We start from the raw sequence: 15,758 nt of genomic DNA on the forward strand, positions 1-15,758 counted from the left end.
CGTGCGGTTCGGCCGGGTTTTCGGCAGGTCAGACCGGCATGCCGAGAGCCGACGCCAGGGTCTGGCCGAGGGCGTTGACGACCGCGGCGAACGCGCCGGGATCCAGGATCTGCAACGGCACGTCGCGGTTGCTGCAGCCCTGCGGCGCGGGAATACCGTTGAGCCGATCGTTGAGCCACATCACGGCCGAGCCCGCGCCGGAGACGGCGGCGATGCCGTGCTCGCTGATGATCTCCCTGGTATAGGCGACCTGGGCGTTCGGGTCCTTGCAGTAGGTGTCGTACAGCTTGTTGACCGCGTTGATCGGCATCGCCTCGTCCAGCGGCGCCTCGTAGATGTAGAGCGGGAACGGGGGAGTGCCCCGCCGGCCCAGGGTCATCTCGTCCAGCAGCGGCTGCAGTTCGGGTGCGGTCATCGGATCGCCGCCGGGGTAGTTGAACAGGCCCTTGATGTTCACGAAGGGGAAGCCCGCGAATTGCAAAGCGACGCACTGACCTTCGTGCACGACCCGCACCGCCTTGCCGAGTGGGTTCATGTACTGATCGATGAATTGGTTCAGCACCGGGTATTCCCGTGCGACACCGAACAATCCGCCGAGTACCGCGCCGCCGAAGGTCGACGTGCCGTTGTTGTAGTCGAGGCTCATCCGCAGATCGGCCAGCAGGCCACCGACCGCGGAACCCACGATGTTGAGCTCTGGTGCGTAGGTGGGTTGTAGCTCGGCCGCGTGTGCGGTCGGGATGGCGCCGCCCGAATAGCCCCACAGTGCGGTCCGGGTGGCCGCTCCGGGCAGGCCCGCCTGAGCGAAGTTCTCGGCGGCGCGGATCGAATCCAGGGTGATTCGAGCACCGAGTGGTCCGGCTGCGTAGGCCGCGTTCGGCCCCTGGTGATCGGGCACCACGACGGCGTGGCCGAGTTGCAGCATGGCCTGGACCTCGATGAACTCTGCGGAGATCACCGGGTTCGTCGGATTGGGCAGCGAACCCATCTGCAGTACATAGGACGGTGCGCAGTTGATCGACAAAGAGTCCTCGGCGAACTGGAAGGCGACCAGATTCCGGTCCGGGGTGGGGGACGGGCGGTGCGGCACGATGACGGTGGCGACCGCCGCGATCGGTTCGCCGCGGGTGTTGGTGCTGCGGAAGGACAACTGCCAGGCCCGCACATTGAGGGGGATCAGGAAGAAATTCGCGAGGTTGACCTGCCTAGCCGCCAGGATCTCGCCGGGCTGTGCCGCGGCGACCTTGCCTGGATCGGGGTTGTAGAAACCCGGATCGAGGTACGGCGGAGCGGGTGGCAGCGGGAAGGGTAGCGGCGGTGCTACCGCGACCGGCTCGGCCTGCGCGACGCCGGCCATCGCGGGGCAGACCGCGACGGTCAAACCCGCGGTCAGGACCAGGCAAACGTGTGCGACCACCCTCTTGGTGCCCGTAGCGGTGCCCATCTTCATTTGGAACTCCTCGACATAACGCAGCGCTGCGCGCCGGCTCTCGGGCAGAAAAGAGAGCGACTGTTTCCTAACTGGCGGGTCGACTGTAGAGGGCGGCTCGACGCTGTGTCAACGATCACGCTGACCCGATGTCAGAGGTGGCCGGACCGGCCGGGCAGGATGGGTAATCATGACCGGGAGCGCCGAAATATCGCGTCCACGCCGGACGCAGCAGCAACGCCGCGCCGCCACCGTCGCCAAGCTGGTCGACGCGACCATCGCCGCGATCGGCGAGGTGGGCTATCAGCGCACCACCGTGCAGGAGATCTGCGGGCGCGCCGGGCTGTCCGTCGGGGCGATGTTCCGGCAGTTCGACAGCAGACTCGACCTGATCGTGCGCACCGCCGAGGAGATCGTCACGCGGCAGACCGCCGCGTTCATCGAGGTGATGGAACAGCTTGGGGATCAAGCGAATTCGCTTGATACGGCGTTGCGGTTCCTGCAGGCGGCGCAGTCGGACAACATCACCCACGCGCTGCGCGAGATCTACCTCGCGGCTCGCTCGGACGCCGAGCTGCGGGCCAGGATCGCGCCGACGGTGGAGAACTACTACGACGAGATCGTGGCCGCGGTCGAGCGCACCGGGGTGCTGGGCCGGTATCCGCAGCGACTGCGTGAGCCGATGTTCTTCCTTGCGCTGCATCTGTTTTCGGGTCAGGCAGTGGTGCGCGGGGTGTACCAGCGCCCCGAACGCGACGAGGCGGTCCTGCGGCTGATCGAGGACATGATGCAGACCTATGCCGACACGGTCGACGAGTAGATCCGGATGAGGCTGTGGACGCTACAGGCACCCGAGGTGATCGCTGCCGTGCGGGCGAACGGCTCGTATCGTGCGAGCTGGGAGCTCATCTCGCCGAACCTGCGCCCGGGCTTCGGGATCCTCGCTGCCGAAATGGCAAGGCGCGGAATCGATTGCGGGGATGCACCGCCGGTGTGGTGCTGGCCGGGGCGTGGTCTGCGCAGGTCCGTCGTCCGTCGTACGGCCAATTCGCTGCTGGGAGATCATGAGTGGGCGCACGGGCGATGGTTGCTGAAGCTCGACGTGCCGGATGAGTTGACGCTCGCCACCTCGTACGCGGTGTGGAACGACTATCTCGGCTACACCTGCGGATTCCTCGACGGTCCCGAACAGATGGACTGGACCGGTCGGCTGACCTCGGAGTGGGACGAACTCCAGGTGACCATCCCCGAGTTGCGTCGTGAGTGGATCGTTCGGGCCAAGCCCTATCCGCCGGACGCCGATACGGCCGCCCGGATCGCCGCCGATCCGCTGCTGCGCGAGTTCGGCAAATAACCCGAGCGACACGGCATGCCGCCGGGCATTAGGATCGGCCGCGTGCACCGATGCTTTCCGATCACCCCGCCGCCCGCCTCCTGAGCGAGGTGTAGCAGTCAGCGCACCACCTGGATAGGTGAGTGCGTCTCTTCGGCATTCGTTGTGCACCTCGCTTCCGCGACCCCATCCCCCTCTGTCGCAGGAGCGCGAATCCTTCATGTCCATATCTCTGTCCACGACCGGCCGTTCCGGGCTGGTCTACCTTGTCGGCGCCGGAATGCTGTGGGGCACCGGCGGTTTGCTCGGCACCCTGCTCGGTCGTGCCACCGGGTTGTCACCCGTCGCGGTGGCCACCTGCCGTCTTGCCGTCGGCGGGCTGCTGTTAGTCGCCCTGCTCGCTCTGACGCGCCGCCCGTGGCCGCGAAATCTGCTGGCCTGGCGCAGAATCGGCGCGGTCGCCGCTCTCGCCGCGACCTTCCAAGCGTGCTATTTCGGCGCGGTCGCGGCATCGTCGGTCAGCGTCGCCACCTTGATCACCATCGGTGCGTCGCCGGTGGTGGTCGCGGTGCTGGAACAGGTCACCGGCCGTCGGGCTGTCGACCGCAGACGCGCCGCGACCATCGGGCTCGCACTCGCCGGATTGGCACTGCTGGTCGGTGTGCCGTCCGATGATCTGGACGCCACCGGGCTGCTTGCCGGTGCGGCTCTGGCCGTCGCGGCGGCCGGCGCGTTCGCTGCGGTCACCGTGATCAGCGCCCGGCCGATACCGGGGCTCGATGCGATGACCACCACCGGTCTCGGATTCACCGGTGGCGCAGTACTACTCATGCCCCTGGCGTTGACCACCGGTATCACCTTCGAGCCGAACGCAGGCAGTCTCGCGTTGCTCGCAGCACTCGGACTCGTGCCGACCGCGGTCGCCTACACGCTGTACTTCCGCGGGTTGCCGGACGCGGGCCCCGGCACCGCCGCGGTCCTCGCCCTGCTCGAGCCGCTCACCGGTGCGATCCTCGCGGCGATAGTCCTCGGGGAGCGATTGACACCGCTGGGCATGATGGGCGGCGCGCTACTGACCGCCGCCCTCCTCCTCGCCGCCAACGAGTCGCGGCCCAGCGACGGGGTGTAGCCGGATACGTGGAAACGGCCGATTTCGTGAGCGCATGGGCAACTTTGCCGGGTATCGGCGGACTAGCCCATGGCTGTACGGCCGCCGACAGCGCGTTCGTGGCAGACCCGTCTGGAGAACAGGAAGGCCGCAAACATGACGGGCTCGCAAACCCCGACGGGCGCAAGTACAGAGCCGCCGTGAAAGCTGCGGCGAGCGCGGAGTCGCGGGTGGCGTACACGCTGCGGCCGGGGTGCGAGTCGCGGGTGGCGTGCAAGCTGCGGCCGAGGCGTGAATCGCGGGTGGCGTGCACGCTGCGGCGAGCGCGAGTCGCGGGTGGCGTGCAAACCGTGGCGAGCGCGAGTCGCGGGTACCGCGCAGAGCGCGAATCGTGGCTGCCGAGCGCACTGCGGCCGGGGCGCATATCGCGGTGGCACGGACGCCGAGGTTGCCTTGCTTTCGCCTGCGCACGGGTAGTCCGCGTGCGCACGTGCAAGCAGCGACGAGATCATCGCGACCACCAAGGTCACTTCGACAGCACCCGGTCTCGCCTGAATACCTCGAGCGGTGGGTGAGCCTAAGCTTCGGTAAGTGATCACTGCGGCCAACACCCCTGTCTCTACCTGGGCACCCCTGCGGTCGAAGGTGTATCGCGCCCTCTGGATCGCGCAACTGGTGTCCAACCTGGGCACCTGGATGCAGACCGTCGGCGCGCAGTGGATTCTGGTGGACGAGCCGAATGCCGCGGTCCTGGTCTCGTTCGTGCAGACGGCGATCACGCTGCCGGTGATGCTGCTGGCTATTCCGTCCGGCGTGATCGCCGATCTGGTCGATCGGCGCAGGCTGCTGTTGGGTGCGCAGTCGACCATGGCGATCCTCGCGACGGTGCTCGCGGTGGCGACGGCGACGGGACACACCACCCCGGCCGTGCTGCTCACCCTGCTGTTCCTGCTCGGCTGCGGTCAGGCGCTGACCGGGCCCGCGTGGCAGGCGATCCAGCCGGAACTGGTTCCGCGCGAACAGATTCCGTCGGCGGCCGCGCTGGGCAGCATGAGCATCAATATCGGGCGGGCAGTGGGACCGGCGATCGCCGGTGTGCTGGTCTCGCTGTCCGGGCCGACGCTGGTGTTCGCGCTCAACGCGGTGTCGTTCATCGGCATCGTCGTGGTGCTCGGGGTCTGGCGCAGGCCGGCCACGGATCGGCAGCTGCCGAGCGAACGCCCGTTGGCGGCGTTGCAGGCCGGGACACGGTTCATCAAGGCTGCGCCCGCGATCCGTCGGGTGCTGCTGCGCTCGATCCTGTTCATCGCCCCGGCCAGCGCGCTGTGGGCGCTGCTGCCGGTGATCGCGCGTGACGAGCTCGGACTGTCCTCGTCGGGCTATGGCTTGATGCTCGCTGCGCTGGGTGTCGGCGCGGTACTCGGGGCCGTCGGCCTGTCGCGACTGCGCCTGCTGCTCACGCCGACCCAGCGGTTGAGCACGGCCGCCGTGCTGTTCGGCGTCGCGACGGCCGCCGCGGCGGTGCTGCATGTGGTGCCGGTCGTGCTGGTGTTGCTGGTGTTCGCGGGTTTCGCCTGGCTGCTGGCGATGTCCACGATGAACTCGACCATGCAGTTGCTGCTGCCCGCGTGGGTCCGGGCGCGCGGGTTGTCGGTCTATCTGCTGGTGTTCATGGGTGGGCAGGCGATCGGCTCGCTGGTCTGGGGTGTGGTCGCCGGTGCCGCCGGACCGGTCAAGGCCCTGCTGATCGCCGCGGCGCTGCTCGCGCTGTGTGCGGTGAGCACGGTTTGGCTGCCGATCAGTCACAACGCCGAGAACCTCGATCAGACCCCCTCGGCGTTCTGGCCGGAACCGCAGCTCGTTGTCGAACCCGACCCCGCCGACGGACCGGTCATGGTGTTGCGCACCTACGACGTCCCGCCGGAGAACGTCGAGGAGTTCATGACCGCCATGGCGTTCGTCGGCCGGTCCCGGCAACGCACCGGCGCGATGGAGTGGCGGCTCTACCGTGACGTCGGCGTGCTGGACCGGTATGTCGAGGCGTTCGTCGTGCGCTCCTGGGCTGAGCACATGCACCAGCACCAGGTCAGACTCACCGCTCAGGATCAGATCCGTGAGCAGGAGGCGTCGAAATTCACCATCGGCGAGGACGAGGTGACCCACCTGGTCGCGATCCTGCCACCCTAAGCCCTGTGTCGAAGTCCCATCCGGCGCCTCCGGGGGCTGGATCGCCGCCTGGCCGCGTTGTCGTCGTCGCCGATACAACCCGGTATCGGCAACTCCTCCGCCTTGCCAGGCGATGATCCAGCCCCCGGATGCATCCGGCCGGACTTCGACACAGGGCCTGGGATCGACGTTTCCGAGTGCCTGATTCGGTGGGATCCGATCGTCCGCATACACTGTCGGGCATGCGGATGTTCCTCGATATCCTCCTGATCATCACCAGCTTGCTGCTGGTGCTGCTGGTGCTGCTGCACCGCGCCAAGGGTGGAGGTCTGTCCAGCCTGTTCGGCGGTGGTGTGCAGTCCAGCCTCTCCGGCTCGACCGTTGTGGAGAAGAACCTCGACCGAATCACCATTTTCACCGGCCTCGTCTGGGTCATCGCCATTCTCGGCATCGGCTTGGAGATCAAGTTCGCCTGATCAGGCGCGTCACCATACCGGCCGCGATCGTCGCAGCCGCCAGCACCAGGGCGGCGATGACGAACGCGGCCGGATAGCTGTCGCCGATCACCGGCGCCACCACCAACGGACCGAGCATCTGTCCCGCACCATAAACGGCGGTGAGCGGCGCGGCAGCGCCACCATCGGACAACTCACCGCCGATCCGCATCGCCAGCATCACTATGCCGAGGAACGTCGCGCCGAACAGTGCCGCCGACAGCACGGCGGGCCACACGGCGCTCGAGACGGCGGGCAGCACCGCCGAAACGCATTGCGCCACTAGGGCGATCGGCATGGCGATCGCGGGCGCCCAGCGGCGCGCCGCGACACCCCACAGCACCGTGGCGGGCACCGCGGCCACGCCGACCACGACCCAGATCGCCGAGCCGACCACCGGGCCGCGCTGATCACTGACCGCGGCGACCAGGAACGTGCCGATCACGATGTAGCCGACACCCTCCAGGAAATAGGCGACGAGCAGCGCCCGCCACGCGCCCCGCGACCGGATGGTGGCCTTGCCCGCACGCCGGCCCGGCTGTATATCGAGCCGCACTGCGGGTGCCAACAACACGGCGGTGAGCACGGCGGAGACCAGCCACATGCTCTGCCACCCCAGGAACGGCCGCACCACCAACACCAGTACCCCGGTGAGCGCGATCCCGAATCCGATACCGCCGAAAGCGATTCCGGCCGCATCCCGGCTGCTGCCCGGCCGCGCGGCCACCCCGGCGCACGCGACGAAGACGACGGCGCTGGTGACGCCCGCGATCAAGCGCAGCGCGGCAGGGAACAGCGTTGGCGCTGGCACGGCCATCAAGACCTCGCTGATAATCAGCAGGGCGGCCGAGATGCGGAAAGTGTTGCGGCTGTTCAGTTCCGGCCATCGGGTGAGCAGGATCGCGCCGAGGAGATAGCCCGCGTAGTTGGCGGTCGCGATCACCGCGCCGTCATGGGTGCTGATCTGCTGCGCGTCCACCATGATCGGCAGCAGCGGCGTGTAGACGAATCGGCCGAGGCCCATCGCGGCGGCCAACCCGGCGGCGGCCGCGAAGGCGGGGGCGAGACCGCTGCGCGGTGGGTGGGTGCGAGTAACGGTCACTCCAGCGACCGTACGGTCCGTTCCGGCGTCTGTTAAATGCTTTCTATGCACCATGTATACGCTTGATGCATGGACGAACGTGCGCAGCCGGACGGGACCGTTCCGACGGCCGCGAGCGATCGAGGCGGGGACAGCCCTACCCAGATCGAGTTGCGGCATCTGCGCGCGTATGTCGCGCTGTGCGAGGAGTCGAACTACACGCGTGCCGCGGCCCGCCTGCACCTCAGTCAGCCCGCGCTGACCAGGACCATCCAGCAGTTGGAGCGGCACATCGAGTGCAGGCTCATCGAACGCACCTCCCGTCGCTTCGCATTGACCGACGAGGGCACCGAACTGCTGACGCATGCCCGGCGGATCCTCGCCGACGTCGACACCGTCGCCGCGCAGCTGCGCTCACGGGCCGCCATCGAGGTGGGCTTCGCCTGGCTGCTGCCCACCAGCTGGCTCGCCGCCACCCGCCGCCGCTACGAGGCACTCGGCGGGCGCATCACGCTGCACCGCGTCGACGATCCGCTGGCCGCCCTCGAAGCCCGAGCCATCGATATCGCCATATACCGCAGGGAAACTCAGCTGCCGAGCCATCTCGAGTCCCGGGTGATCGCGACCGAGCAGCGGATGCTCGCCGTCGCCGCGAACTCGCCACTGGCCGATGCGACCGACCTGCGCTGGGCCGATTTGGCCGGCTATCCGCTCGTGGTGAACGTGGTGTCCGGCACCACCCATGCGGGCTCGTGGGAGCAGGGCGATCCGGACCGGCCGATCATCACCTGCCGGAACTTCGACGAATGGATCGAACTCGTCGCGGCGAACCGCGGCATCGGCGGCGTCCCCGCGCTGGCCCGCAGCCGCGCACCACATCCCGGCGTTGTCTACCTGGACATTCCGGACGCGCCACCGTCGCACGTGTACCTCGCATGGCACGCCAAGCCCGCGCCCTCCCGTGCGGTGCAACGGTTCTTGGGTGTTGCTTGATGTTGTTTGCTCCGAGGTCAGTCCGCGCGCGGGACGCGCCCGTCGACGTCGGTGAAGCCGTAGGCGTCGGCGAGATCGGCTACCCGCCAGGCTGATCCGGTGCGGGAGCGGCGGGCGGGGTCGGTGGCGAGTGCGACGACCGCCCGCCCAGGGAACCGCGGTGTCTCTGCGTCGGCGAGATCGTAGGTGCCTTCGCCCGGCAGCGTGACCAACCGCTGGCCCTGCGCGTCGGACGGAACCATTTGCAGCAGTTCGGTATCCACGATGCCGGGCCACAGCGAAACCACGGTGACACCGGTGTCGGCCAAGTTGTGCGCCATGTCGGCGGTCAGCCGGTCCAGTGCGGTCTTCGCGACGCCGTATACCGCGTTGTGCATGTACCGCTGCGCACCCGGTGAGGAGATGTTGACGATCAACCCGCCGGATTCGATCAGCAGCGGCGCGGCGAAAGCGCTTGCCACGTAATGTGATCGGACACCGATGTCGAAGGTTTCGTCCCATGCTTTCGGCGGTACCTCCCAGAACGGCTTGCCGAGCCAGCGCGCCGCGGCGGGGGAGTTGTACACGTTGTTCACCAGCACATCGAGGCGCTGGTGCGCGGCGCCGATCTGCTGGAACAGTCGCTGTACCGCGTCGTCGTCGTGGTGATCGCAGACGAACGGAACGCCGACGCCGCCCGCCGCATCGATGGCGGCAGCGGTCTCCTGCACGGTGCCGGGCAGGCGACCCGGGGTGGCCGATCGCCCGGTGACGTACACCGTCGCACCCGCCGCACCGAGTTCCAGTGCGATGCCCTTGCCGATGCCGCGACTCGCGCCGGTGACGACCGCGATCTTGCCGCTGAGTGCCTCAGGTATTCCGTTCACGACTTCAGGACACTACCGTGAAACGAGAACACGTTCTAGATTTTGGAGGCCGCAGTGGAGATCACGCATCGGTTCATCACGACCAAGGGCGTCCGGATGCACGTCGCCGAGCAGGGCGCGGGATATCCGGTGATCTTCTGCCACGGCTTTCCGCACACCTGGTTCATCTGGCACAACCAGCTGGCAGCGGTTGCCGCGGCCGGGTATCGCGCCATCGCGCCGGACCTGCGCGGGTACGGGCAGACCGACGTGCCCGCGGACGTCGAGTCGTACACGAACGAAGCCGTCATCGGCGACCTGCTCGCCCTGCTCGACGACATCGGCGCCGAGCAGGCGGTGTTCGTCGGATTGGATTTCGGCGCGGCTCTGGTGTGGGAGTTGGCATTACGCGCGCCCGAACGGGTGCGCGGCGTCATCGTCCTGAACAATCCTTTCGCGCCACGCCCGCCCCGCTCACCGTCCCAACTGTGGGCAAAGGCGGCCGCGCGACACTTCCTGCACCTGGACTACTTTCAGAAGCCGGGCGTGGCCGACGCCGAATTGGCTGCGCGTCCAAGGGAATTCCTGACCAACGTCTACTACGCGCTCAGTGCCGATTACCACTACCTCGATACCTGGCAGTTCCCGGCCGAGGGCACCGGCTACCTCGATGTGCTGCCGACCGCGCCGCCACTGCCGTGGCGCTGGCTCACCGAGGCCGAATTCGACACCCTGGCGCAGGATTTCGAACGCACCGGCTTCACCGGCGGCCTGAACTGGTACCGCGCTCTGGACCGCAACTGGGAACTCGCCGCCGCCTACGCCGACGCGTCCGTCACCGTCCCCGCCTACTTCATGTACGGCGACCGTGACCCCGACATGGAGGGCTTCAGCGGCCGAGATCCGCTGACGACGCTGCGCACCTACGTTCCGGACCTGCGCGCGGTGACGAAGATCGCCGACGCGGGTCACCTGGTGCAACTGGAGCGCGCATCCGAGGTCGACACCTTGATCACCGCACACTTGCGCGAACTCGTCCCGAACCCGTCCGACGTGCCCGCGTAACCGCAGTCGATGTAGCTGGCGCTGACTGGGACCTGCTTGCCGCGTCACAAGCAGCCGCTAGACCTGACCGAGCCCGCGGCGAAACCAATCCGGCATGGCTTGATCTGATCGCGGAAACCATCGGTTCTCGGTCGCGAAGTGTTCAGCCGTCGGCGGAGTCGAGAAGGCTGGCATCAGATCTCGGTTGTATTGAATGGTGAAGTGGCTGGGTGGATCCAGAATGTACTCGAACTCGTGCCATGACCCGCTGTCTTGGATGTACATTCCTTTTCTGAGTTGCTGAAATTTCCGCCAGACTTCGGGCGGGAAAGACCAGGCTCGCACCGTTCCATCGGGCATCCGCACTCCGGAATCGGATTCCGCATGCGTTCCGATCATCCTGGCGCGCACCACAAGCCGAGTCCAACCGGTCGGCAGCGTGGGGAGCACTTCGCTCGTGATGTCGGTGAGCTTGTCATGCTGCTCGACCGGGTCGAGCGTCGGCCAGTTCGGCATCTAGTCGGATCCTCCTGCGGGAATGCGCCGTTGCGAGCGAAGATCAGCCTGCCCGCCCCCATCGCCCCTCGCAACTCGATGCCCTCCCACCTCCGCTCGAAAGCCCGGCGCACCCGAGGACGCCGAACCGGGCCAGTTCGCCTGACGCGTTGGTTCGGCACCCCGGAAATCCCCGCCCGCGATCCTGGCACCCCCCAGGGCATGAATGGGTGGCCGCGTTCCGTGCTTAGTCCACACCAACCGCGCACGGCAGAAGCCAATCAGGGATGCCTCGGCATACCCTGAAATCGGCATTGCCGCGTGTTGGAAACGCGTTTTCCGCCAAGCATTATGGTCGATTGACCAACGCACTGCAGGCGCCATGTCCGGATTTTGGCTGACCGTGCGTTCGGCTCTTTACGCCGGTCTGTCCGTCGACGTGTTCGCGGATGAGGTCGGCGTGCCCGTTGTGGCGAGCGTATTCCTGACCATGTGTGTGAGGATCCAGCCCAGGCTGTAGCGGTCGCCGGTCGGCTGATGTACGCCGAAGGAGTCGAGCGACTCGCGGGCCTCGGCGATCTCACGGGCTCGGGCACATGCGCTGTGTCACAACCGGAGTGATTCGTCCGGATGCTGATGGACATCCGCCCGTCGGTGCGGGCTCAGGCGGTCATCGCAACACCTCACCGTGTGCTTCTGATGGTGTCTTGAAGTCGAGAGTCCGCCTGAGCCCGTACCGCTATGAGCACTGAGCGAAGCGGTCACGAGGCGATGGCCGGCTGCCCCGAGCCGCTGTGCTCAGAACATCCGCGTCTGCCGAATTGGTTGCGGCCGCGGTGCCCTCGTGCAGGGCTTGCGAGCCGAGTTCGGGTTGACAACCCTCGGACAATCTTGCGCAACGTGAGCTCTCGAAGATGGCCGAATCCTGGTGCCAGGGCAGATACGCTGTCGCGGTGGAGGTCTGGATTCCGGTTTTCGGAGCTGCCGTGACGGCATTTGGTGCAGTCTGGATCGCGTCTTACACGCAACGTCAGACGCGACGTGATGTGCGCACGATGATCAAGAGTGACATCGAGGCTTTGAAACTGTTGAAGGAGCTCCATCCCGAAAGCTCGGGGGTGCAGAAGCTTCAGGAACACATCGCGTGGCGGATTGATCAGCTAGCAGGCCATGAACGTGGTGCAAGGCGTGACTGGACTGGGATCGTAGCGCTGCTACTGCTCTGGAGTACGGCAGCAGCCATCGCGCTGGGTGGCTTCTATGCCGGATCTTGGTGGAAGCTTGCAATCCTTCCTGCTCTCTTACTGTTCACCCTCGGGCTTCCTGGACTGGGATCGTTCAAGAAGAAAATTCGGGAGACCTAGGGGCGCGGGGTCGGCTGGTCATCGATGCAGTCGGTATGAGCCGGAAACGCCTTCACTGAAACAGAGTTCGAGCCCTCACTAGTACGTCGGATGGATGCGCGAAGTCCGTCGATTCAAGCCGCCACGGTCGCGCGACTGATGGCGGTGGTGACCGGCTTTCCATTGCTGCCCGCGGTCGCACGTGGGATCAACCGAGCTGGCGATATGGCTTGTCAGAGTTCGGAGACGGCTTCCTCGTAGGCGCGAAGCGTCGCTATTACGAGGGCGCGTTCCTCGGCGGTGAGCGGGCCCAGTGCGGCGCGCCAGCCGCGGTCCGCGCCGCCGAGCCAGGCGGCTACGGCCGGTCGATGGGAGTCGGCGATGGTGACGAGGGTTCGTCTCCGGTCGTTGTCGTCGGTTTGTCGGTTCACGACGCCTTGGCGGTCGAGGTCGGCGACCATCAGGCTCACAGTCGTTGGCGCCACCTGCAGCCGCTTCGCCAGCTCGTTCACTGTCACGGGACCGTCCAACAGCACATAAGTCAGCAATGAAAGATGACGCGGCGCCAGCTCGAACGATTGCAAGGCCGCGGGAACCGGCAGGCGTTTCGCGCGCCCGACCAGCCGCGGCATGAGCAGCACCATGGCGCGAACGCTCTCGTCCAAGGATGGATCAGGCTCCGTTGACATGCCTCCCTCTCCATACTATCTTTGCTTACAAAGGTATTTGGCGCATCGGGCCTCATGATCCCATGCGAAGGCGCGGATCCCATGCTCGATCGAGGAGAGTCATTGACCGAACCAGTCGTCCACCCCAAGGCGCTGACCATCGGACTACATCCACACGCGATGGACTACAGCGGCCTTCCCGATCTGGACGAGACACAACTGACCGCCCGGATTGGTGCCGCGAACAATGCCCTGCGAGATGCCGAATTCGATATCACCCCATGCCTGGTCAGCGCATCACCTGACGAAGCCGAAACGGAAATCCGGAAGCTGCTGGCCGATCAGCGATTCGACCTCGTCATGATCGGCGGTGCGGTACGCGCCCTTCCCGGGCACACCCTGCTGTTCGAGCGCGTCATCAACGTCGTAGTCGAGGCGGCCCCGGGAATTCGATTCTGCTTCAACACTTCCCCCGAGACCACCCTCGACGCACTCCGTCGAGTATCTGCGTCCAACTGAACCGCGCGATACGCACCAACCCCGGTTCGCTTATCCGGCGATCGCCATGGACACATGCCGATTGACCGACACTCACAGGATACCCGAGTGCGCTGCCATGCCGCGTGGCGCGCGTTCGCGAACGTCCTTTTCTGCCTGCGGGCTCAGGCGGTCAACGCAACATTTCTTCGAGTGCTTCTGATGGTGTGCGGAATCCGAGGGTTTGTCGAGGGCGCCCGTTGAGTTCGTCGGCGATCGAATCCAAGTCGGCCTGGCTGTAGTGTTCTGCGCTTCTCTTCTTCCTCGATACTCGGGACCACATTTCAGTATCCCGGGCCGCTGGATTTGCACGCACATCGATCGGTGAGCGATCGGGTTGCGAGGCGGCACTTCGGCATTCGGCCGCTCGCCGGTACCGGGTCGCCGCAACGACATCCGTAGAGTCATTTCATGGCATTGCAGCTCCGCATCTACCCCGCCCCGCCGTTGCGGTTGACCCCGGACTGCACGATCCACACCGGCATTGTGCAGCTCGCCATGACCGGCCGATTCCTCCAGTCGCTGCGCGGGCAACCGGACGAGTTCGGCGTGTTCCTCCCCGATGCCGCGCCTCTGCTCGATGGCGCGACCGAGCCCAACCTCTGGGCCGAAGCGTTTGTCGCGAGCACTGTTTCGGCTCCGGCCAGCGGTTTTCCGTCCGGCGTCGACCACGTGCGTGCTACCTATCTGGCCGATCCTCGCGAGGGCGGCACCACGCGGCGGCTGCACCTCGGTGGCGCAGCGCATATCGCCAAGGGGATCACTCTCAGCTATCGGGTCACCGTGCAGACCGCGTAGCGTCAAACGCCTTCCGTCGGTGCGGCGTTCGTGTCGGTGGGTGCCGCTAATGTTCGATCATGAGTTACAGCCTGAGCGTTTACGTCGTCGAACTGGATAGGGTCAGGGCCGCGATCGGCTCGCGGGACGACAAGCTCCGGCGCATGATCGGCGGCCGGTTCAAAGCCCAGTTGGCGCACGCCGACGACTGGTTCGCCGAGGAGATCGCGAACGGCGCCCCGGCGCGCTACGACGCGGTGCGCGCCGTCATCGATGGCGGCCCGTTCGACGAGGTGTACGGCTTCCAGTACGCCTACGCCTACCAAACGATCTGCCAGTTCTACGGCAGGTTCCTCGACAACCGCTACTTCTCCCCGTTCCGTGGCAGCTGGCTGGAGCAGGTCGACGAGGGCCTGGCCGAGCTGGGCATCAAGGCGATCAGCCTCGCCGACTTCGTCTACCACGCGCTGCCCGCCGCCCTACCTCAGCCCGACGAGCTACCCGGCTACGGCGAATGGACGCCGGAGCAGTGCGCGGAAGCCCTGGTGCAATGGGAGTCGACCACGCCGAAACAGCGCGAGGACGTCGACCACGAGGTGCTCGCCGCGATCGAATCGTGCATGGAGTGGATCCGCGAGGCGCAGGCACGGCCGGGCTGGGGGATTGCCGGGTTCTTCCTCTGACGGGAGAGCTGCGACTCAACGGTATTCGTCGGCCAGCTTCGGGTAGTCGGCCCACTGCGGCAGCGGTTGGTAATCGAGGTACGCGGTGAGCCGATCCAGCAGGTACTGCCAGCGGGGGCCGATCGCGCTCGCCTCCGCCGGGCTCACGTGGCGGCGGATCAGCTCGACATTGGTGACCACGCCGACCTGGGTCATCCGAACCTCTAGCAGGCAGCCGTCGACGTGCACGACCAATTCGTGCGGGGCTTGACAATGATCGACGCGCACCGCGACCGGTCGCGACACCGGTCCGTCCATCGGTTCGATGGTCAGATTGCCATGGCCGCCCGACACCGTACCCAGCCAGCGCGCCAACTGTGCGCGATCGGTCGCCGCCGACCACACGTCGAGCACCGGTTTGCGGAAGGAACGCAGATAGTGCAGGAGCACCAGATCGCCGTCCGCCGCGCGATCGTGCTCCGGCCGAACCTCACCGAGCATGGACATCATGGTCATCGCCGTGCCCTTCGCCGCTGGTTGTCGTCGTCACCGCCACTGTATTTCCAGTATTCCCCCGTCGAATCCGAATCGCTGGGATACCGGTGCGGCGCGCCTCGGCTGGTGGTCTGCCAAGTTTGCGCCGACGCGGCCTGCGGACGGCGGCGGTGTGACCGCTGTGTGACGAAGTGGTGCGCTCGCGATTACCGAGGGCGCGTCGGCAAACCGCCAGCATGATTGAAAAATAAAGTAGCGCAATACAATACAACTACTGCGCAATTCTGT

At 66.4% G+C, this 15,758-nt stretch carries 17 protein-coding genes; 11 read left to right on the top strand and 6 right to left on the bottom strand.

Translation table 11 applies throughout. From position 1 onward, the window contains the following. Positions 1-28: 28 nt before the first annotated feature. Positions 29-1,450: a lipase family protein gene (locus tag NN4_RS16705; RefSeq protein ID WP_147131773.1), complete on the bottom strand. Its 1,422-nt coding sequence runs from the start codon at positions 1,448-1,450 to the stop codon at positions 29-31. A 169-nt stretch (positions 1,451-1,619) separates the two neighbouring features. On the opposite strand from NN4_RS16705, the gene NN4_RS16710 reads away from it, so the two are divergent. The 5 genes from NN4_RS16710 to secG all read left to right on the top strand — a co-directional run bounded on the left by NN4_RS16710 (position 1,620) and on the right by secG (position 6,512). Beyond that, positions 1,620-2,249 (top strand): TetR/AcrR family transcriptional regulator, encoded by a 630-nt coding sequence (locus tag NN4_RS16710; RefSeq protein ID WP_147131776.1) that lies wholly within the window; start codon positions 1,620-1,622, stop codon positions 2,247-2,249. A 6-nt stretch (positions 2,250-2,255) separates the two neighbouring features. Continuing rightward, positions 2,256-2,783: a hypothetical protein gene (locus NN4_RS16715; RefSeq protein WP_147131779.1), complete on the top strand. Its 528-nt coding sequence runs from the start codon at positions 2,256-2,258 to the stop codon at positions 2,781-2,783. A 199-nt stretch (positions 2,784-2,982) separates the two neighbouring features. Further along, a complete protein-coding gene (locus NN4_RS16720) occupies positions 2,983-3,891 on the top strand; it encodes an EamA family transporter (RefSeq protein WP_147131782.1) in 909 nt (302 codons plus the stop codon). A 573-nt stretch (positions 3,892-4,464) separates the two neighbouring features. Then, positions 4,465-6,057, top strand: a complete 1,593-nt coding sequence (locus NN4_RS16725; RefSeq protein WP_246180921.1) for an MFS transporter — start codon at positions 4,465-4,467, stop codon at positions 6,055-6,057. A gap of 221 nt (positions 6,058-6,278) precedes the next feature. Continuing rightward, positions 6,279-6,512, top strand: coding sequence for a preprotein translocase subunit SecG (gene secG, locus NN4_RS16730; RefSeq protein ID WP_135232013.1), 234 nt, complete (start codon positions 6,279-6,281; stop codon positions 6,510-6,512). Here secG and NN4_RS16735 read toward each other — a convergent pair. Next, positions 6,499-7,632: a YbfB/YjiJ family MFS transporter gene (locus NN4_RS16735; protein ID WP_246180919.1), complete on the bottom strand. Its 1,134-nt coding sequence runs from the start codon at positions 7,630-7,632 to the stop codon at positions 6,499-6,501. The genes secG and NN4_RS16735 overlap by 14 nt on opposite strands. Positions 7,633-7,701: 69 nt before the next feature. On the opposite strand from NN4_RS16735, the gene NN4_RS16740 reads away from it, so the two are divergent. Further along, positions 7,702-8,604, top strand: coding sequence for a LysR family transcriptional regulator (locus NN4_RS16740; RefSeq protein ID WP_147131788.1), 903 nt, complete (start codon positions 7,702-7,704; stop codon positions 8,602-8,604). Between the two features lie 17 nt (positions 8,605-8,621). Here the strand turns inward: NN4_RS16740 and NN4_RS16745 are convergent, their stop codons facing one another. Then, entirely contained in the window at positions 8,622-9,470 is an 849-nt protein-coding gene (locus NN4_RS16745) for an SDR family NAD(P)-dependent oxidoreductase (protein ID WP_147131791.1), read from the bottom strand. A gap of 54 nt (positions 9,471-9,524) precedes the next feature. Here NN4_RS16745 and NN4_RS16750 point away from each other — a divergent pair, with 54 nt between their 5' ends. Next, complete coding sequence (locus NN4_RS16750; protein ID WP_147131794.1) at positions 9,525-10,514, top strand: alpha/beta fold hydrolase; 990 nt, start codon at positions 9,525-9,527, stop codon at positions 10,512-10,514. Between the two features lie 57 nt (positions 10,515-10,571). Here NN4_RS16750 and NN4_RS16755 read toward each other — a convergent pair whose 3' ends face one another. Then, entirely contained in the window at positions 10,572-11,009 is a 438-nt protein-coding gene (locus tag NN4_RS16755) for a hypothetical protein (protein WP_147131797.1), read from the bottom strand. A 932-nt stretch (positions 11,010-11,941) separates the two neighbouring features. On the opposite strand from NN4_RS16755, the gene NN4_RS16765 reads away from it, so the two are divergent. Further along, complete coding sequence (locus NN4_RS16765) at positions 11,942-12,352, top strand: hypothetical protein (protein WP_147131800.1); 411 nt, start codon at positions 11,942-11,944, stop codon at positions 12,350-12,352. 212 nt (positions 12,353-12,564) lie between these two features. Here the strand turns inward: NN4_RS16765 and NN4_RS16770 are convergent, their stop codons facing one another. Further along, complete coding sequence (locus tag NN4_RS16770) at positions 12,565-13,020, bottom strand: MarR family winged helix-turn-helix transcriptional regulator (protein ID WP_147131803.1); 456 nt, start codon at positions 13,018-13,020, stop codon at positions 12,565-12,567. 102 nt (positions 13,021-13,122) lie between these two features. On the opposite strand from NN4_RS16770, the gene NN4_RS16775 reads away from it, so the two are divergent. The 3 genes from NN4_RS16775 (at position 13,123) to NN4_RS16790 (ending at position 14,996) form a co-directional block, all read left to right on the top strand. Then, on the top strand, positions 13,123-13,518 hold the full coding sequence (locus NN4_RS16775) for a hypothetical protein (RefSeq protein WP_222595090.1): 396 nt from the start codon (positions 13,123-13,125) through the stop codon (positions 13,516-13,518). Between the two features lie 429 nt (positions 13,519-13,947). Beyond that, the gene (locus NN4_RS16785; RefSeq protein WP_147131808.1) at positions 13,948-14,334 is read left to right on the top strand and encodes a hypothetical protein; all 387 of its coding nucleotides are present in this window, start codon (positions 13,948-13,950) and stop codon (positions 14,332-14,334) included. A 59-nt stretch (positions 14,335-14,393) separates the two neighbouring features. Next, positions 14,394-14,996 carry a DUF7691 family protein gene (locus tag NN4_RS16790; RefSeq protein ID WP_147131811.1) on the top strand — a complete coding sequence of 201 codons (603 nt, stop codon included), beginning with the start codon at positions 14,394-14,396 and terminating at the stop codon, positions 14,994-14,996. Positions 14,997-15,011: 15 nt separating this feature from the next. Here NN4_RS16790 and NN4_RS16795 read toward each other — a convergent pair whose 3' ends face one another. Beyond that, a complete protein-coding gene (locus tag NN4_RS16795; RefSeq protein WP_135232003.1) occupies positions 15,012-15,491 on the bottom strand; it encodes an SRPBCC family protein in 480 nt (159 codons plus the stop codon). Between the last annotated feature and the right edge of the window lie 267 nt (positions 15,492-15,758).

Origin of the sequence: Nocardia ninae NBRC 108245, from assembly GCF_007990755.1 — a bacterium.
Lineage (GTDB): Bacteria > Actinomycetota > Actinomycetes > Mycobacteriales > Mycobacteriaceae > Nocardia > Nocardia ninae.

Coding starts and splice junctions, on each gene's coding strand:
- NN4_RS16740 (WP_147131788.1), top strand. CDS start 7,702: ATGGACGAACGTGCGCAGCCGGACGGGACCGTTCCGACGGCCGCGAGC.
- NN4_RS16720 (WP_147131782.1), top strand. CDS start 2,983: ATGTCCATATCTCTGTCCACGACCGGCCGTTCCGGGCTGGTCTACCTT.
- NN4_RS16770 (WP_147131803.1), bottom strand. CDS start 13,020: ATGTCAACGGAGCCTGATCCATCCTTGGACGAGAGCGTTCGCGCCATG.
- NN4_RS16710 (WP_147131776.1), top strand. CDS start 1,620: ATGACCGGGAGCGCCGAAATATCGCGTCCACGCCGGACGCAGCAGCAA.
- NN4_RS16795 (WP_135232003.1), bottom strand. CDS start 15,491: ATGACCATGATGTCCATGCTCGGTGAGGTTCGGCCGGAGCACGATCGC.
- NN4_RS16785 (WP_147131808.1), top strand. CDS start 13,948: ATGGCATTGCAGCTCCGCATCTACCCCGCCCCGCCGTTGCGGTTGACC.
- NN4_RS16715 (WP_147131779.1), top strand. CDS start 2,256: ATGAGGCTGTGGACGCTACAGGCACCCGAGGTGATCGCTGCCGTGCGG.
- NN4_RS16755 (WP_147131797.1), bottom strand. CDS start 11,009: ATGCCGAACTGGCCGACGCTCGACCCGGTCGAGCAGCATGACAAGCTC.
- NN4_RS16790 (WP_147131811.1), top strand. CDS start 14,394: ATGAGTTACAGCCTGAGCGTTTACGTCGTCGAACTGGATAGGGTCAGG.
- secG (WP_135232013.1), top strand. CDS start 6,279: ATGCGGATGTTCCTCGATATCCTCCTGATCATCACCAGCTTGCTGCTG.
- NN4_RS16705 (WP_147131773.1), bottom strand. CDS start 1,450: ATGAAGATGGGCACCGCTACGGGCACCAAGAGGGTGGTCGCACACGTT.